The organism is Streptomyces pimonensis (assembly GCF_041380215.1).
Classification (GTDB): domain Bacteria; phylum Actinomycetota; class Actinomycetes; order Streptomycetales; family Streptomycetaceae; genus Streptomyces; species Streptomyces pimonensis.
Genome location: NZ_JAHWZY010000013.1, coordinates 172,240 through 188,722, shown reverse-complemented (window position 1 = coordinate 188,722; position 16,483 = coordinate 172,240). Strand labels below are relative to the sequence as shown.

The 16,483-nt window shown below is 72.7% G+C and carries 16 protein-coding genes; 10 read left to right on the top strand and 6 right to left on the bottom strand.

The window, feature by feature from the left end; genetic code table 11:
• From KYY02_RS15835 to KYY02_RS15825, 3 genes are all read right to left on the bottom strand, one after another.
• Nucleotides 1-1,325, bottom strand: a 1,325-nt coding sequence (locus KYY02_RS15835; RefSeq protein ID WP_371238583.1) for a DUF2637 domain-containing protein, incomplete at its 3' end; no start/stop codon positions are given.
• Between the two features lie 90 nt (nucleotides 1,326-1,415).
• Nucleotides 1,416-2,237: a DUF3558 family protein gene (locus KYY02_RS15830; protein WP_371238582.1), complete on the bottom strand. Its 822-nt coding sequence runs from the start codon at nucleotides 2,235-2,237 to the stop codon at nucleotides 1,416-1,418.
• Between the two features lie 119 nt (nucleotides 2,238-2,356).
• On the bottom strand, nucleotides 2,357-3,160 hold the full coding sequence (locus KYY02_RS15825) for a DUF3558 domain-containing protein (protein WP_371238581.1): 804 nt from the start codon (nucleotides 3,158-3,160) through the stop codon (nucleotides 2,357-2,359).
• A 216-nt stretch (nucleotides 3,161-3,376) separates the two neighbouring features.
• On the opposite strand from KYY02_RS15825, the gene KYY02_RS15820 reads away from it, so the two are divergent.
• Complete coding sequence (locus KYY02_RS15820; RefSeq protein ID WP_371238580.1) at nucleotides 3,377-4,570, top strand: RtcB family protein; 1,194 nt, start codon at nucleotides 3,377-3,379, stop codon at nucleotides 4,568-4,570.
• A gap of 29 nt (nucleotides 4,571-4,599) precedes the next feature.
• Here KYY02_RS15820 and KYY02_RS15815 read toward each other — a convergent pair whose 3' ends face one another.
• Together KYY02_RS15815 and KYY02_RS15810 are read right to left on the bottom strand one after the other, a co-directional pair.
• Nucleotides 4,600-4,833: a hypothetical protein gene (locus tag KYY02_RS15815; protein ID WP_371238594.1), complete on the bottom strand. Its 234-nt coding sequence runs from the start codon at nucleotides 4,831-4,833 to the stop codon at nucleotides 4,600-4,602.
• Nucleotides 4,737-5,513, bottom strand: coding sequence for an SDR family NAD(P)-dependent oxidoreductase (locus KYY02_RS15810; protein ID WP_371238579.1), 777 nt, complete (start codon nucleotides 5,511-5,513; stop codon nucleotides 4,737-4,739). Before KYY02_RS15810 ends, KYY02_RS15815 begins: the two co-directional genes overlap by 97 nt.
• Nucleotides 5,514-6,043: 530 nt before the next feature.
• Here KYY02_RS15810 and KYY02_RS15805 point away from each other — a divergent pair.
• The 6 genes from KYY02_RS15805 to KYY02_RS15780 all read left to right on the top strand — a co-directional run bounded on the left by KYY02_RS15805 (nucleotide 6,044) and on the right by KYY02_RS15780 (nucleotide 11,894).
• Nucleotides 6,044-7,138 (top strand): LLM class flavin-dependent oxidoreductase, encoded by a 1,095-nt coding sequence (locus tag KYY02_RS15805; RefSeq protein ID WP_371238578.1) that lies wholly within the window; start codon nucleotides 6,044-6,046, stop codon nucleotides 7,136-7,138.
• Nucleotides 7,135-7,743 carry an FMN reductase gene (locus KYY02_RS15800; RefSeq protein ID WP_371238577.1) on the top strand — a complete coding sequence of 203 codons (609 nt, stop codon included), beginning with the start codon at nucleotides 7,135-7,137 and terminating at the stop codon, nucleotides 7,741-7,743. Before KYY02_RS15805 ends, KYY02_RS15800 begins: the two co-directional genes overlap by 4 nt.
• A gap of 73 nt (nucleotides 7,744-7,816) precedes the next feature.
• Complete coding sequence (locus tag KYY02_RS15795; RefSeq protein ID WP_371238576.1) at nucleotides 7,817-8,530, top strand: response regulator transcription factor; 714 nt, start codon at nucleotides 7,817-7,819, stop codon at nucleotides 8,528-8,530.
• The gene (locus KYY02_RS15790; RefSeq protein ID WP_371238575.1) at nucleotides 8,531-9,961 is read left to right on the top strand and encodes a sensor histidine kinase; all 1,431 of its coding nucleotides are present in this window, start codon (nucleotides 8,531-8,533) and stop codon (nucleotides 9,959-9,961) included. It begins immediately after the preceding gene.
• Nucleotides 9,962-10,140: 179 nt separating this feature from the next.
• Nucleotides 10,141-10,593: a GNAT family N-acetyltransferase gene (locus tag KYY02_RS15785; protein WP_371238574.1), complete on the top strand. Its 453-nt coding sequence runs from the start codon at nucleotides 10,141-10,143 to the stop codon at nucleotides 10,591-10,593.
• Between the two features lie 98 nt (nucleotides 10,594-10,691).
• A complete protein-coding gene (locus KYY02_RS15780) occupies nucleotides 10,692-11,894 on the top strand; it encodes an MFS transporter (protein WP_371238573.1) in 1,203 nt (400 codons plus the stop codon).
• Between the two features lie 219 nt (nucleotides 11,895-12,113).
• Here the strand turns inward: KYY02_RS15780 and KYY02_RS15775 are convergent, their stop codons facing one another.
• Nucleotides 12,114-12,722 carry a hypothetical protein gene (locus tag KYY02_RS15775; protein ID WP_371238572.1) on the bottom strand — a complete coding sequence of 203 codons (609 nt, stop codon included), beginning with the start codon at nucleotides 12,720-12,722 and terminating at the stop codon, nucleotides 12,114-12,116.
• A 302-nt stretch (nucleotides 12,723-13,024) separates the two neighbouring features.
• Between KYY02_RS15775 and hemL the strand changes: the two genes are divergently transcribed.
• The 3 genes from hemL to KYY02_RS15760 all read left to right on the top strand — a co-directional run bounded on the left by hemL (nucleotide 13,025) and on the right by KYY02_RS15760 (nucleotide 16,482).
• Nucleotides 13,025-14,341 carry a glutamate-1-semialdehyde 2,1-aminomutase gene (hemL, locus tag KYY02_RS15770; protein ID WP_371238571.1) on the top strand — a complete coding sequence of 439 codons (1,317 nt, stop codon included), beginning with the start codon at nucleotides 13,025-13,027 and terminating at the stop codon, nucleotides 14,339-14,341.
• A 41-nt stretch (nucleotides 14,342-14,382) separates the two neighbouring features.
• Entirely contained in the window at nucleotides 14,383-15,030 is a 648-nt protein-coding gene (locus KYY02_RS15765; protein WP_371238593.1) for a histidine phosphatase family protein, read from the top strand.
• A gap of 156 nt (nucleotides 15,031-15,186) precedes the next feature.
• Nucleotides 15,187-16,482 (top strand): polysaccharide deacetylase family protein, encoded by a 1,296-nt coding sequence (locus KYY02_RS15760; RefSeq protein ID WP_371238592.1) that lies wholly within the window; start codon nucleotides 15,187-15,189, stop codon nucleotides 16,480-16,482.
• Nucleotide 16,483 lies beyond the last annotated feature (1 nt).

Below are 16,483 nucleotides of genomic sequence, written 5' to 3'. Positions count from 1 at the left end.
GCGATGTGGTCCTCTTCCAGTTCCGCCGTGTGGCGCGCCTGGAAGCGTTCGGCGAGGGCCTTCAGCTCGCTCGGGTTCAGCGTCGTGCCGTAGGTCGCCTGGATGTTGTCACCGAGCACGCGGGGGGTGGGGTAGCTGCCGTCTATCGACTGACGGAACACCTGGTAGTACGCCTCCTCGTCCGGGACGGAGGCGGGGGTGCCGCCTCCCTCGCCCAGTTCGCGGGTGCGTCCGGGGACCACCGGGATGGGGAAGCTGCCGGTCTCCTCCGGGGAGGGCTCCTGGAGGGGCGGCTCCTCCTGGTACTGGTCCTGGTACTGCTCGGCCTGCTGTTGTTCCGCGTACCAGCGGGCGTACTCCTCGTCGGGGTCGTAGGTGGGGTCGTAGCCGCCGTGGTACTCGACGGTCTGCGGGTCGCGGGCGTGCAGCCACGGATTGCCGGCCGCGTCCTCCTGCGGCTCGGGGCCCTGGTCGCCCTCGAGTTCCAGGCGCTGCTCGCTGTGAGGAGCCGCGCCCACCCTCTGCCGCTCCCGGCTCCGCTCGAGCGGGGGGGCCTCCAGCGCCCCAGCGGCACGACTGCCCGCGGCTGCGTCCGCGGTCGCCTCGAACTCCGGCGCCGGGGGCAGCAGCGTCGGCTCTATGCCCGCCGCCGCCAGGCCCGCCGGGGCCGTTTCGGCCAGGGGGACGCCGTACCTGGCGAGGCGGAGCGGCATCAGGGACTCGACCGGGGCCTTGCGGCGCCAGGCGCGGCCGAAGCGGGAGCGCAGGCGGGCCTGGTAGACCAGGCGCTCCTGCTCCAGCTTGATCACCTGCTCGTAGGAGCGCAGCTCCCACAGTTTCATCCGGCGCCACAGCAGGAACGTCGGCACCGGCGACAGCATCCAGCGGGTGAGCCGGACGCCCTCCATGTGCTTGTCGGCGGTGATGTCGGCGATGCGCCCGATCGCGTGCCGGGCCGCCTCCACCGAGACCACGAACAGCACCGGGATCACGCCGTGCATGCCCACACCGAGCGGGTCGGGCCACGCCGCGGCGCCGTTGAACGCGATCGTCGCCGCCGTCAGCAGCCACGCCGTCTGCCGCAGCAGCGGGAACGGGATGCGGATCCAGGTCAGCAGCAGGTCCAGGGCCAGCAGGACGCAGATGCCGGCGTCGATGCCGATCGGGAAGACGTAGCTGAAGTTCCCGAACCCCTTCTGCAGGGCGAGCTCACGGACGGCCGCGTACGAACCCGCGAAGCCGATTCCGGCGATGATCACGGCACCGAAGACGACCACGCCGATGAGAACCCGGTGCATCCGTGTCAGCTGCAGTGGCGCGGCCACCCGTACTCCCCTCCCAGTGCATGTCGTTGCGCGCAACAGAGTGGCACATGTGTACGGAGGACGGGTGGCCGGTTCCGGTTCGGGGCCGCGTCAGTCCTTGCTCGACGCCTTCGAGGCGGACGCGGAAGGGGACTTCGAGGCCGACGGGGACGACGCGGCATCCGTGCCGTTCGCCTCCGTCACCGAGGCCACCGCCTCCTTCGCCGCCTTCTGCGCGCCCTTCATCAGGTCGTCGGCGTCCGGCGTCTTGTCACCGGCGAGCCCGGCGCCGTTGTAGTCGACGGTGACGACCACGTTCTCGACGCGTGCCACGACCGTCTGCTGCTTGAAGGTGCCCTCCTTCTTCAGGTCGTAGCGCACCGCGGTCGCCTCGTCGCCGGTCCCGGCGACCGGCTCGGACTCGGTGTTCTTCGCGCCCTCGGCCGACTGCGCGTCCCGCACCTGCTTGTCGTAGTAGTCCTGGGCGAGTTCGTCGCCCGGACCGCGGGTGGTGTCCGAGTCGAAGCGCAGCAGCGACACGTTCAGCCAGCGGAACTGCGAGCCCTTCACACCGTTGTTGTCCAGGCTGTTCCAGGAGCAGCTGCCCCGGGTGGAGACGTCGTCCGAGGGGCCTTCCTTGCCGGACTTCGCCTTCGGCGCCAGGTCGTCCAGGGTCTTCTCGGACAGCACCGAGCACGCCTCCGGGAGCGTCTCGTACGCCGCCGGCCGCACCGTCGGGGACGGGCTCGCGGACTGCGAGGCGGAGGCGGAGGCGCCCTTGTCCCCGCCCTCGTCGGAGCCGGAGTCCGAGGAGCAGCCGGCGGCGACCAGCATCACGGGGACGGCTGCCGCGCAGACAAGAACGCGGGTAAGGCGCTTCGCTCGCTCGGGCTGCTCTCGCTGTGCTCGTCGCTGCATGGTTCCTTCACTCATGACGCTCGTGTTCCCTGCGGTCGGAACGGGATCCGAGGGGTCACGGTACGCGGTGGGCCACCCGTGCGGTCCCTCTTCGGGTGCTTCGCGCGCGGGGGCGAGGGGACCGTGGACCGGGCTCAGCCGCCCAGCGAGTCGGCCAGCTCGGAGGCGAGTTTCCGCGCCCTGTCCTGCAGTTCCTTGCTGTCCGGGACGACGCCGACGGTCATCGGCTGCTCCGCGTACTCGACGGTCACGATCACGTTGGACGTGCGGAACGCCACAGTCACCGTGCGTTGCTCGGCGGTCGAACCGGAGCTGCTCAGCTCGTCGTCGAGGAACGCCTCGTCGCCCAGGTCCTCCAGGAGACGGGGCTGGAGGTCGGAGGGGGCGGTGGACGGCGAGGCGGTGGACGACCCGGACGAGGGGGACGAACTCGGCTCCGTGGAAGGACCGGTGGAGGGAGTGCCGGTCTCCGTGGCCGTCATCGTCGGCTCCGGGAGCTGCGCCGCCTCCCGCTTGGTCGCGAAGAGTTCCCCGGCCCGGGCGTCGTCGCTGACGGCGTTGTCGTAGGAGACGACCCGCTCGAAGTCGACCAGCAGGTGGTCGGTCGCCGCCGCAGACTCCACCTTCCAGCGGCAGCCCACCTTGCGGTCGGTGTCGTACGTGAGGGTCGCCTCGCCCGTGTACGCCTTCTCGCGCTGCGCCTCGTCGGTCATCTCCGCGATGCCGGGCAGGAGTTGGTCGAGCGTCGTGTCCTCGACCACGCCACAGGGCTCGGGGAGCGTGGCGTACTTGCCGGGCTGGGCGGCCTGGGTGGCCGTGCCGGCGCTTCCCGGGTTGGAATCGTCCGACCGGCCGCCGTCGTCCGGGCTGCCGGTGCAGCCGGCCAGGACGGCCGCCAGGAGCACGACGACGCCGGGTACGTACGCCTTCCGCTGCACGGTCGGGCTCCTCTCGACGGTGGGTGCGGGCCGGTGCCCGCCGGGTCTCCCCAGTGTCCCCGCTGGTTAATCGCTTGCCGCACGGGGGCGCCCCCTGCAGACAATGTGTATCGCACGCACTGCCGTGGACGCCGGTCCGTCGTCCCTTTTCGCCGACCTTGGCACCGGTTTTGCGATTCGAGACTTCTGTTGGCTTTCTGGGGGAACGAGGACGTCATGCCGTACGTGGAACTGCCGGGTGCGAAGGTGCCGATCCGGATGTGGACGGATCCGGCGACGGTGGAGGAGGGCGCCCTCCAGCAGCTGCGGAACGTCGCCACCCTGCCGTGGATCAAGGGCCTGGCCGTGATGCCGGACGTGCACTACGGCAAGGGCGCGACGGTCGGGTCGGTGATCGCGATGCGGGGCGCGGTGTGCCCGGCGGCGGTGGGTGTCGACATCGGCTGCGGCATGTCGGCGGTGCGGACGTCCCTGACGGCGAACGACCTGCCCGGCGATCTGTCGCGGCTGCGGTCGAAGATCGAGCAGGCGATCCCGGTCGGGCGGGGCATGCACGACGACCCGGTCGACCCGTCCCGCTTCCACGCCTTCGCGGCCGGCGGCTGGGACGACTTCTGGGGACGGTTCGGTGGGGTGGCGGATGCGGTCAAGTTCCGTCAGGAACGTGCCACGAAGCAGATGGGGACGCTCGGATCGGGCAACCACTTCGTCGAGGTCTGCGTGGATACGACGGGTTCCGTCTGGCTGATGCTGCACTCCGGTTCCCGCAACATCGGCAAGGAACTGGCCGAGCACCACATCGGCGTCGCCCGGAAGCTCCCGCACAACCAGAACCTGGTCGACCGCGACCTCGCCGTCTTCGTCGCGGACACCCCGCAGATGGCGGCGTACCGCAACGACCTGTTCTGGGCGCAGGAGTACGCGAAGTACAACCGCTCGATCATGATGGCGCTCCTGAAGGACGTGGTCCGCAAGGAGTTCAAGAAGGCCGGGCCCGCCTTCGAGCCGGAGATCAGCGCGCACCACAACTACGTGTCCGAGGAGCGCTACGACGGCATGGACCTGCTGGTGACCCGCAAGGGCGCGATCCGCGCGGGAGCCGGCGAGTACGGGATCATCCCGGGTTCCATGGGCACGGGTTCGTACATCGTCAAGGGCCTCGGCAACGCCGCGTCCTTCCACTCGGCGTCGCACGGCGCCGGCCGGCGGATGAGCCGCAACGCGGCGAAGCGGCGGTTCTCGACGAAGGACCTGGAGGAGCAGACGCGGGGCGTGGAGTGCCGCAAGGACTCCGGTGTCGTGGACGAGATCCCGGGCGCGTACAAGCCGATCGAGCAGGTCATCGACCAGCAGCGGGACCTCGTGGAGGTCGTCGCGAAGCTGAAGCAGGTCGTCTGCGTGAAGGGCTGACGCGAGGAGGGCGGTCCCCTGCGGGGCCGCTACTTCGCGTGCGTCACCGCGTGGATCATGACGAAGGCGACGATGTGGATGCCGAAGAGGAAGTAGCCGAGGTGGTACCAGACGTAGCGTTCGCGCTTCTTCTCCAGGGCCAGGCGGCGCTGTTCGCTGTCGGGCATCAGGGCTCCCGGTGGACCTTGGTGTTGGAGGCCTGGGCGCGGGGGCGGACGATCACCAGGTCGATGTTGACGTGGGGCGGGCGGGTGACCGCCCAGGTGATGGTGTCGGCGACGTCGTCGGCCGTGAGGGGTTCGGCGACGCCCTGGTAGACCTTGGCGGCCTTCTCCGCGTCGCCGCCGAAGCGGGTGAGGGCGAACTCCTCGGTCCTGACCATGCCGGGCGCGATCTCGATGACGCGCACCGGACGGCCGACGATCTCCAGGCGCAGGGTCTCGGCGAGGACGTGCGCGCCGTGCTTGGCGGCGACGTAGCCCGCGCCGCCCTCGTAGGTGGCGTGTCCGGCGGTGGAGGAGACGACGACGACCGTGCCGTCGCCGCTCGCGTCCAGCTTGGGCAGCAGGGCCTGGGTGAGGTTGAGGGTGCCGAGGACGTTCGTCTCGTACATCGTGCGCCACTGGTCCGGGTCGCCGGTGGCGACCGGGTCGGCGCCGAGCGCTCCGCCGGCGTTGTTGACGAGGACACCGACGGTCCTGAAGGCGGTGGCGAACTCGTCGACGGCGGCGCGGTCGGTGACGTCGAGCGGGTAGGCCGTCGCCGCGTGGCCGGCCGCGGTGATCTCTTCGGCGAGTGCCTCGATGCGGTCCTTGCGGCGGGCGGTGAGGACGACGCGGTAGCCGGCCTCGGCGAGCCGGCGGGCCGTGGCGGCGCCGATCCCGCTGCTCGCACCCGTGACGACGGCGATACGGGACGCGGCGGGCGGTACGGCGGTGGCCATGGGCTGCTCCTCGGGCGTGCTGGCTCGCGGTCGGGACCTGCGCGGCCAGCATAGGCCGGGGGTCCGGCGGGGCGGGGGACGGGTGGTCCCCGGGTGGGAAGCGGATCACGGGTGGGGCGCGCGAGGCCGTGGACCGGTGGGACGCTCCCGGAAACGGTGGGTGGGCGCCGGCGTGGGTGCGGGGCGGGGGCGCGTACGCCGGCGTGATCCCGCAGGCGGCGCCGACGGCGGGGCGCGGGGTGCGGGTGGCTGCCGGCGGGGTGGCCGCCGGCGGGGCCCGGCCGGTGGGCGAGGGGGTGCTCGTGCTGCGGGTCTCGGGGACGTGTCCGCCGGCCGACGCGGTGAAGGCGCACGCGCGGCTGCCGGAGGGTGGCTGACGGCTGACTGGGGGCGGAGGGCGGACGGGGTACGGGGTGCGGGGGCGGTTGGTGCTGGTGCCGTAGGCGTCCGGCCGGGGGTGGAATAGGAGGGGGCGGGGAGTCGTTCCAGGGGTATAGTTGAAGCGTAAACAACCTGGAGGGTGAGCGGCCATGCAGTTCGGGATCTTCAGCGTCGGGGATGTCACGCCCGACCCGACCACGGGACGTACGCCGACCGAGCGCGAGCGGATCAAGGCCATGGTCGCCATCGCGCTGAAGGCCGAGGAGGTGGGCCTGGACGTCTTCGCGACCGGTGAGCACCACAACCCGCCGTTCGTGCCGTCCTCGCCGACCACCATGCTCGGCTACATCGCCGCCCGCACCGAGAAGCTGGTCCTCTCCACCTCCACCACCCTGATCACCACCAACGACCCGGTGAAGATCGCCGAGGACTTCGCGATGCTCCAGCACCTGGCCGACGGCCGGGTGGACCTGATGATGGGACGCGGGAACACCGGCCCGGTCTACCCCTGGTTCGGACAGGACATCCGTCAGGGCATCAACCTCGCGATCGAGAACTACGCCCTGCTGCACCGGCTGTGGCGCGAGGACGTCGTCGACTGGGAGGGGAAGTTCCGCACCCCGCTGCAGGGCTTCACCTCCACGCCCCGCCCGCTGGACGGCGTACCGCCGTTCGTCTGGCACGGCTCCATCCGCTCGCCGGAGATCGCCGAGCAGGCCGCGTACTACGGCGACGGCTTCTTCCACAACAACATCTTCTGGCCGGCCGACCACACCAAGCGCATGGTCGAGCTGTACCGGACCCGGTACGCCCACTACGGACACGGCGCCCCCGAGCAGGCGGTCGTCGGGCTCGGCGGTCAGGTGTTCATGCGGAGGAACAGTCAGGACGCGGTGCGCGAGTTCCGGCCGTACTTCGACGTCGCGCCGGTCTACGGGCACGGGCCGTCGCTGGAGGAGTTCACCGCGCAGACCCCGCTGACCGTGGGCTCCCCGCAGCAGGTCATCGAGAAGACGCTGTCGTTCCGCGAGTACGCCGGCGACTACCAGCGCCAGCTGTTCCTGATGGACCACGCGGGCCTGCCGCTGAAGACCGTGCTGGAACAGCTCGACCTGCTCGGCGAGGAGGTCGTGCCGGTGCTGCGCGAGGAGTTCGCCAGGAACCGCCCGGCCGACGTGCCGGACGCGCCCACCCACGGCTCGCTGCTGGCCGGAGCCAAGACCGGGGAAGGTGCACAGGCATGAAGCTCGTCGTCGTCTCGGCGGGACTGGGCGTCCCGTCCTCCACCCGGCTGCTCGGAGACCGGCTCGCCGCCGCGGCCGCCGCGCAGGCCCCGGCCGACGTCCGGGTGATCGAGCTGCGCGACCTCGCCGTCGAGATCGCGCACACCTTCACCAACGGCTTCCCGGGCCGGGCGCTGTCCGAGGCCTTCGACACGGTGGCCGGGGCCGACGGGCTGATCGTGGTCACTCCGGTGTTCTCGGCGTCGTACAGCGGGCTGTTCAAGTCGTTCTTCGACGCGCTGAGCGCCACCGACGAGGACGCCCTGACCGGGAGGCCGGTGCTGGTCGCCGCGACCGGCGGCACGGCCCGGCACTCGCTGGTCCTGGACCACGTGCTGCGGCCGCTCTTCTCCCACCTCAAGGCCGTCGTCGTCCCCACCGGCGTCTACGCCGCCTCGGAGGACTGGGGTGCCGGGGGACTGGACGGCCGCATCGAACGCGCGGCCGGGGAGCTGACGGCGCTGACGGCCGGGCTGTCCACCGCCCGCCCGCGGCCCCGGCGGGACTCCTTCGAGGAGGTCACCCCGTTCGAGGAGCGGCTGGCGGCGCTGCGGTCCGCCGGGTGAGATACGGGTAAGAAGCGGTCCCCGGCGCCGTCCGCCGGGGCCGCGGGGCGGCGGCGGTTGGCACACTGGGCACGTGCCGCACACCGTTCTGCTCGCCGAAGACGACCGCGCCATCCGCAACGCCCTGGAACGCGCCCTCACCCTGGAGGGCTACCGGGTCACGGCCGTCGCCGACGGCGTCGATGCCCTCGCGCAGGCCCACCGCAGCCGGCCCGACATCCTGGTCCTCGACGTGATGATGCCCGGCATCGACGGACTCCAGGTGTGCCGGGCGCTGCGCGCCGAGGGCGACCGCACACCGGTGCTGATGCTGACCGCGCTGGTGGAGACCGCCGACCGGATCGCGGGACTGGACGCGGGCGCCGACGACTACGTCGTCAAGCCGTTCGACGTCGAGGAGGTCTTCGCCCGGCTGCGCGCGCTGCTGCGCCGGGCGGCCCCGGTGGAGCCGGCCCCCGGGCCCGTGGCGGAGCCGGACACCTCCCACCGGTTCCTGGAGGCGGCCGGACTGCGCATGGACCCGCAGGCGCGCCGGGCCTGGCGGGGGAGGCGTGAACTGGAGCTGACCCGCACCGAGTTCGAGCTGCTGGAGCTGCTGATCCGCCACGCGGGCATCGTCCTGGACCACTCCACCATCTACGACCGCATCTGGGGCTACGACTTCGGCCCCGGCTCCAAGAACCTCGCCGTCTACGTCGGCTACCTGCGCCGCAAGCTCGACGAGCCCGGCGCGCCGCAGCTGATCCACACCGTGCGCGGAGTGGGTTACGTGCTGCGGGAGGGCTGAGTGGCGTACGGGCGGCCGGTCTCCCGCAGGCGGCTGCGGCTGCTGTCCCTGGGGGCCACCTTCGCGGTGGCGTTCGCCGCGGTCACCGCCACCGTCACCGTCCTGGTCGGGATCCTGTCGTACAGCGCCGCCGCCCGGCTGGTGCGGGTGGACCAGCAGTCCGTGTTCGACGAGGTCGTGCAGGACCTGCGGGAGGAGGTCCGGGAGAACCGGATGACACCGCACGACTTCTCCTCCGCCGCGCCCGGCCACGACCTGGTGCGGCCCGCGCGCACCGACGTGCAGGTGCTCGGACCGGACGGCGGCGTCGCCGACCCCGGCGACCCGGGGCTGCCGGTGGTCGACGCCGACCGGCGGATCGCGGGCGCCGCGACCGCGGGGCGGGTGGTCGTGCACGCGGACGTCGACGTCGGCGACGACGTGTACCGGGTGGCGACCGTCGCACTGGGCGGCGAGCGGGGCGCGGTGCAGGTCGCGCAGGAGTTCAGCGACACCGAGGACCTGCTGCGGGCGCTCCAGCGGCGCACGCTGATCCTGATGGCGGCGGTGGTGGTCGGCGCCGGGCTGTTCGGCTGGTGGCTGGCCCGGCGCATCACCCGCCGCCTGGTCGTCCTCACCCACACCGCAGAGGCCGTCGCCCGCACGCGCCGGCTCGGCATCCAGGTGCCCGTCGCCGGCTACGACGAGGTGGGGCGCCTCGGCCGCGCCTTCGACCGGATGCTGGGCCGGCTCGCCCAGTCCGAGGAGGACCAGCGCCGGCTGGTCCAGGACGCCGGGCACGAGCTGCGCACGCCGCTCACCTCGCTGCGCACCAACATCTCCCTGCTGCGCCGCATCGACGAGCTGCCGCCCGGCGCCCGCGAGGAACTGGTCACCGACCTCGCCCAGGAGGCCCGCGAACTGACCGACCTGGTCAACGAGCTGGTCGACCTCGCGGCCGGGCAGTCCGACACCGAGCCGCCGCAGCGGGTCGACCTCGCGGACATCGCCGAGGACGTCGCGGGGCTCGCCCGGCGCCGCACCGGGCGCGAGATCGTGGTGGGCGCGAGCGGCGACACCACGACCGACGGGCGACCCGGGATGCTCGCGCGGGCGCTGTCCAACCTGGTGGAGAACGCGGTCAAGTTCGACCGGGACGGCCGGGCCCCCGTCGAGATCCACGTCGCGGGCCCGGCGCGCCCGGGCACGGTCCGGGTGGAGGTGCGCGACCGCGGCCCCGGCATCGCCGACGACGACCTGACCCGCGTCTTCGACCGCTTCTACCGCGCGGCCGACGCGCGTTCCCTGCCGGGGTCGGGACTCGGTCTGTCCATCGTCCGGGAGGTCGCGCTCGCCCACGGCGGGGCGCCGTACGCCTTCCGGCGGGAGGGCGGGGGGACGGTGACCGGGTTCACGGTGGGGGGCGTGGCCGGGCGGCCGACGGACGGGTGAGCGGGGGCTGCGGGCAGCGGCCGGGCGGAGTGGTGGTGAGCCGGGCGCTGTGGTTCGGTGGGGCGGGGCCGCGCGCTGCCCGGCGCTCGCGTGATGCCGTCGGGCCCGCCCGTGCCGCCCCTGCGGCCCGATGCCCCGCGGGGCACGGCAGGCGTGCCGGGGGATCGTGGGGTGCAGATATGGGTGCAGGGGGGCGGAGCGCCGTCCCCGGGCGAGGGGAGGGCGACATGCTGACCGACGAGGAGGCCGCCGCGTCGGCGGCGGTCGACGAGGTGGCTCGGGGGGTGGATCCTGCTGGAGCCGGTCCCGGTGCCCAGCGTGACCGGGAGCGCCGCCGAGTCGGAGCTCCAGCACCAGCCGGCCGGGCGGCTGGAGTGGCTCGGGACGGACGTCGACCTGTGGTCGCTGGACCCGGCCGGACCGGTATCCGTGCCGTCCGCACCGCACCCGAGGCACGTGGCCGCGGCCACGCCGCGCGCCCGGTGCGCGCGCTCGGCGCGCGCTTCCTGGCACGGCGGGAACGTCCCCTCCCGCGCGTGGCCGAGCCGAACGCCGACGCGATCGCGCTCTGCGCGCGGATCGGGTTCCGGGCCCGCCGCCAGGCGACCTCCCGCGGGGTCCGCACCCCGTGACGGCCCGGGACGCCGGCCCGACGGGCGGACGGAAGAGGTCGGTCGCGGCCGTAGCGGGGCCGCAGGAGCGAGGTCCCGGTCCAGGGGAGGGGGCAGCCGTGAACGCCGGGGTGCGACGCGGTGCGATCGCCGCCGTGCAGGTGCTCGGCCTCGCCGTGTGGTTCTCCATGTCGGCGGTGGTCCCCGGCCTGCGCAACGACTGGGGACTCACGGCCGGCGGCGCGGTGTGGCTGACGGCCTCCGTGCAGTTCGGTTTCGTCGCCGGGGCCGTGGCCTCGACCGCCCTGAACCTGGCGGACCGCGTCCCGCCCCAGCGCCTGCTCGCCGCCAGTGCCGCGGCGGCCGCCGCCTGCACCGTGGTGCTGGCCCTGGTCGCCGACGGGCCGGCCGTCGCCGTCCCGCTGCGCTTCATGACCGGGATGTTCCTGGCCGGGGTCTACCCCACCGGCATGAAGCTCATGGCCTCGTGGTCCGGCAGCGCCGGACGGGGCAGGACCATGGGCGTCCTTATCGCCGCCCTCACCCTCGGCTCCACGCTTCCCCACCTCATCGCCGGGCTGGGCTCCCTGCCCTGGCGCGCTGTCCTGCTCACCGCGGCGGCGGCCGGACTCGTGGGCTCCGTCGTCGCCCTGGTCCTCGTCCGGCCCGGCCCCCACGGGGCGTCGTCCGCTCCCGCCCGCAACCCCCGGTACGCGCTGGCCATGTTCGCCGAACGCGGGCCGCGCCTGGCCAACCTCGGCTACTTCGGGCACATGTGGGAGCTCTACGCCCTGTGGACCTGGATCCCGTCCTTCCTGCTGGCGGCCCCCGCCGCGGGAGGACTCCCGGGCTCGGTGGAGATCACGGTGTTCCTCGCCATGGGACTCGGCGGAGCGGCCGGCTGCCTGCTCGGCGGCTGGGGCGCGGACCGCTTCGGCCGCTCGCCCGCCGCCCTCACGGCGCTTCTCCTCAGCGGCCTGTGCTGCCTGGTCTCCCCGCTCCTCTTCCACGCTCCGCCCCCGCTCCTGTTCGCCTTCTGCGCACTGTGGGGCGCCGCCGTGATCGCCGACTCGGGGGTGTTCTCCACCTCGCTGAGCGAGGTCGCCGACCACCGTTACATCGGCACGGCGCTCACCGGCCAGACCGCGATCGGCTTCGCCCTCACCGTGGTCAGCATCCAGCTCACCCCCCTGCTGGCCGAGGCCGTCGGCTGGGAGTACGCCTTCCTCCTCCTCGCCCCCGGGCCCCTGGCCGGGGCCCTCGCCATGCGCGCCTTCGGCGGAAGCGCCGCCCCCGTCCGCTCCCCGCGGAGCGCCCGCTGACCGCCGGCCACGAGGTGCACGCCGTACCGCGCGGCGGATCACGCGCCCCGGGGCGCCGACGTGGGAACGGAACCCGCCGGCGTCCCGTCCGCCGCCCGGAGCACATCGGCGCCCGGCGGGATCCCGCGCCCCGATGTGCTCCGGCCGCCTGACGGCCCCTCCCCGGCACCGAAAAGGGCGAGGCCCGAAGACCCCGCCCACTAGCAGTGAAGTTCCAGCTCAGGGCCACACCAGGCAGTACGCCTGATGCCCCGCCTCGTGCAGCCGGTGCGAGAAGTCCTGCCACTCGTGCAGCAGTCGGTACACGTTGAACGCGTCGCGCGGACCGCCGCGGTCCGGGACCGTCGACCAGATGAAGGCCGCCGCGCCGACCGCCTCCTCGCCTATGCCGCGCAGGGGGTCGACGACCGTCATGGGAAGTTTCACGACCGCGTAGTCGGGGTGCAGGACGACCAGTTCCAGGGGCGGGACCTTGTGCAGGGGAACGCCCTCGATGCCGGTGAGGACCATCGCGGCCATGGTCTCCGGCTTGATCTTGGTGAACATGCCGTTCATGCCGAGCTCGTCGCCGCCGAGCTCCTCGGGGCGCATCGAGATCGGTACGCGGGCCGCGGTGGCGCCGTCCGGCGCGCCGAAATACTTGTACGTCACCCCCACCCGACCACCATTCCTGCTCCCCGCCCCGCTCAGCGGGCCGGTCCGCTCCGGTTCACCGCGCGTCCGTCGTGTCTCGTCCGTGTTCTCCGCCTCGCGTCGGTGCCTTCCCCGCCGGGCACGTCGAGGACCCAGGTCATCGGTCCCCTCGCCCAGTCCGCCACCGCGATGCATATCTCCACCCGACTGCTTTTCTAGGACGCGTGGCCCCCGCCGCGCAACCCGATCATCGTGTCAGTGACCTCCCCCACGGCCGCCCGCCGAAACGTGCGGTGAAACATCTGCCCGCGGGATGTCCGCAGCCTCCGGCCGGTCGCGGCCGTGTGAGCTGTGTGTATCAAACGTCAGTTTCGCAGATCACGGCCGATCGGGGGCAGGATGCCGCAGGTCGCCCCTGGCCTACCCTGGACACGTCATACGCACCCGGAGCCGGGAGAACCCCGGAATGTCGGATAAGGTCGGAGAAGTCGCAGGTCATGAGCGAACTGCCATATTCATATGAAGCCCCGGTCTCGCAGGCGCTGTTCGACCGTGCCGCGGCCGTCACGCCCGGCGGCGTGAACTCGCCGGTGCGCGCCTTCCGCGCCGTCGGCGGCACGCCCCGGTTCATGGTGTCGGGCAGCGGCCCGTACCTGACCGACGCCGACGGACGCGAGTACGTCGACCTGGTCTGCTCCTGGGGGCCGATGATCCTCGGGCACGCGCACCCCGAGGTGATCGCGGCCGTGCAGGAGGCCGTCGCCCGCGGTACGTCCTTCGGCACGCCCGGTGAGGGCGAGGTCGCGCTCGCCGAGGAGATGGTCGCCCGGATCGATCCGCTGGAGCAGGTGCGGCTGGTCTCCAGCGGGACCGAGGCCACCATGTCGGCGATCCGGCTCGCCCGCGGGTTCACGCGGCGCACCAAGGTGATCAAGTTCGCCGGCTGCTACCACGGCCACGTCGACTCGCTGCTCGCCTCCGCCGGCTCCGGGGTCGCCACGTTCGCGCTCCCCGACACGCCCGGCGTCACCGGTGCCCAGGCCGGCGACACCATCGTCCTGCCGTACAACGACCTCGACGCCGTGCACGCCGCCTTCGCCGCGCACCCGGACGAGATCGCCTGCGTGATCACCGAGGCGTCCCCGGGCAACATGGGCGTCGTGCCGCCGCTGCCCGGGTTCAACCAGGGGCTGAAGGACGCGTGCGCCGCGAACGGGGCGCTGTACATCTCCGACGAGGTCATGACGGGGTTCCGGACCAGCAGGGAGGGGTGGTACGGCGTCGACGGCGTCCGGCCCGACCTGATGACCTTCGGGAAGGTGATGGGCGGCGGCTTCCCGGCCGCGGCCTTCGGCGGGCGCGCCGACGTCATGGGCCACCTCGCCCCGGCCGGCCCCGTCTACCAGGCCGGCACCCTCTCCGGGAACCCCGTCGCCACCGCCGCCGGGCTCGCCCAGCTGCGGCTGCTCGACGACGCCGCGTACGAGAAGGTGAACGCCGTCTCCGCGCAGATCCGGTCCCTCGTCACCGAGGCGCTCGGCAAGGAGGGCGTCGCGCACACGCTGCAGAACGCCTCCAACATGTTCTCGGTGTTCTTCACCGACCGGCCGGTGCGCAACTACGAGGACGCCAGGGCGCAGGAGTCGTTCCGCTTCACCGCGTTCTTCCACTCGCTCCTCGGGAACGGCGTCTACCTGCCGCCGTCGTCCTTCGAGTCCTGGTTCGTGTCCACCGCGCACGACGAGCGGGCCGTCCAGCGGATCGCCGACGCCCTCCCGGCGGCGGCCCGAGCGGCAGCGGAGGCGACCGCGTGAGCACCCCGGAGAAGAACGACGACGTCACCGTCGTCCACCTGATGCGGCACGGCGAGGTCGAGAACCCGGACGGCGTCCTCTACGGCCGTCTCGCCGGCTACCACCTCTCCGAGCTGGGCCGGCGCATGGCCGACCGGGTCGGCGAGCACCTCGCCTCCCGCGACATCGCGTACGTCGTCGCCTCCCCGCTGGAGCGGGCGCAGGAGACGGCCGAGCCCATCGCCAAGGCGCACGGTCTGGACATCGCCTCCGACGAGCGGCTGATCGAGGCCGAGAACGTCTTCCAGGGCAAGACCTTCGGCATCGGCGACGGCGCGCTGCGCCGCCCGGCCAACTGGAAGCACGTCGTCAACCCGTTCAAGCCGTCCTGGGGCGAGCCGTACGTCGACCAGGTCGTCCGCATGATGGGCGCGCTGAACGCGGCCAAGGACGCGGCGCGCGGACACGAGGCGGTACTGGTCAGCCACCAGCTGCCGATCTGGGTCGTGCGGTCCTACGTCGAGAAGCGGCGGCTGTGGCACGACCCGCGCAAGCGGCAGTGCACGCTCGCCTCGCTGACCACCTTCACCTACCGGGGGGACAGGATCGTCTCCGTCGGCTACAGCGAGCCGGCCCGCGACCTCGTCCCCGCGCACCTGCTCGCGGGCGCCAAGCCGGTGAAGGGGAAGGGCAAGGCGTTCGGGGCGTAGGACGGCCCCGGAGCGCAGCGCGCAGGCCCGGTTCGAACCCCGTCGCGAAACCTCCGCATGTGGCGGGAACCCCCCGCTCCGTCGCGTCCTCTGACCGTGTGACCACCAGAGGACGTGACGAACGGGGTTGCCCTGCGCAGTCTCATCCGCAGGGGAGTGCTCGGGCTCGGGGCGGGGGCCGCCGCCGCGGTCTCTCCGGCCGGCTGCGGCGGCCACGAGGGCGCGGTCGGCGCCGGCCGCCCCGGCGGTTCCGGTCCGGGCGGGGACGACCGGACCGGAACGCCGACGCCTGGTCCGAAGCCGGATCCGAAGCCGACCAGGACCGTCCGTCCGATCGGTGACGGTTCCACCTCCTTCACCGGCGTACAGCCCCACCAGCCCGAGGAGCCGGTGCCGCTGGAGCCGGGTCGGACCCCGCCGCAGTCCGTCGTCTTCTCCTGGGACGGGGCCGGCGAGGTCGGCAACGGCCTCTTCCCGCGCTTCCTGGACCTCGCCAAGGAGCACGGCGCGTCCATGACCTTCCTCCTCTCGGGCCTCTACCTGCTCCCCGAGTCGAAGAAGCGGCTCTACGACCCCCCGAACAACCCGCGCGGCGCCTCCGGCATCGGCTACCTCACCGACGGCCACATCAAGGACACGCCGAGGAACCTCCGCCGCGCATGGCTCGAGGGGCACGAGACCGGCACCCACTTCAACGGCCACTTCTGCGGCGGCTCCGGCAGCGTCGGCACCTGGACGCCACAGCAGTGGCGCAGCGAGATCGAGCAGGCCACGTCCTTCGTCAAGGAGTGGCGGACCAACTCCGGCTGGACCGACCTGGAGCCGCTCCCCTTCGGCTACGACAGGGAACTCGTCGGCGGCCGTACGCCCTGTCTGCTCGGCCGGGACAACCTGCTGCCCACCGCCCGCGGGCTCGGCTGGCGCCACGACGCCTCCTCGCCCGGCGGCCGTCAGGTCTGGCCGTCGAAGAAGCGGGGCGTATGGGACTTTCCGCTCCAGCGGATACCGTTCCCCGGCCGCTCCTTCGAGGTCCTGTCGATGGACTGCAACATCCTCGCCGACCAGCCGGTCAACTCGACCGACGCGCCCGCCCACAACCACCCGGGCCGGCGGCGGCAGGTGACCCGGGCGTACATATCCGGCTTCGAGCGGGCCTACGGGTCGAACCGGGCGCCGTTCTTCCTCGGCGACCACTTCGAGCAGTGGAACGGCGGCATCTGCATGGACGCCGTGGAGGAAGCGCTCAAGCACATCGCGCGGGAGAAGGAGAAGGGCGGCGACGTGAGGCTCGTCTCCTTCCGGCAGTCCACCGACTGGCTGGACGTGCAGAAGCCGGAGGTGCTGGAGCGGCTGCGCACCCTGGACGTCGGCCAGGAACCGGCCGGGGACTGGAAGGCGTTCGGGAAGGACATCGGGAGCACGACCGGAACGGGCGCCGGCGACACCGCCTGAA

Coding starts and splice junctions, on each gene's coding strand:
- KYY02_RS15830 (WP_371238582.1), bottom strand. CDS start 2,237: ATGAGTGAAGGAACCATGCAGCGACGAGCACAGCGAGAGCAGCCCGAG.
- KYY02_RS15820 (WP_371238580.1), top strand. CDS start 3,377: ATGCCGTACGTGGAACTGCCGGGTGCGAAGGTGCCGATCCGGATGTGG.
- KYY02_RS15810 (WP_371238579.1), bottom strand. CDS start 5,513: ATGGCCACCGCCGTACCGCCCGCCGCGTCCCGTATCGCCGTCGTCACG.
- KYY02_RS15805 (WP_371238578.1), top strand. CDS start 6,044: ATGCAGTTCGGGATCTTCAGCGTCGGGGATGTCACGCCCGACCCGACC.
- KYY02_RS15800 (WP_371238577.1), top strand. CDS start 7,135: ATGAAGCTCGTCGTCGTCTCGGCGGGACTGGGCGTCCCGTCCTCCACC.
- KYY02_RS15785 (WP_371238574.1), top strand. CDS start 10,141: ATGGGTGCAGGGGGGCGGAGCGCCGTCCCCGGGCGAGGGGAGGGCGAC.
- KYY02_RS15775 (WP_371238572.1), bottom strand. CDS start 12,722: ATGCATCGCGGTGGCGGACTGGGCGAGGGGACCGATGACCTGGGTCCT.
- hemL (WP_371238571.1), top strand. CDS start 13,025: ATGAGCGAACTGCCATATTCATATGAAGCCCCGGTCTCGCAGGCGCTG.
- KYY02_RS15765 (WP_371238593.1), top strand. CDS start 14,383: ATGCGGCACGGCGAGGTCGAGAACCCGGACGGCGTCCTCTACGGCCGT.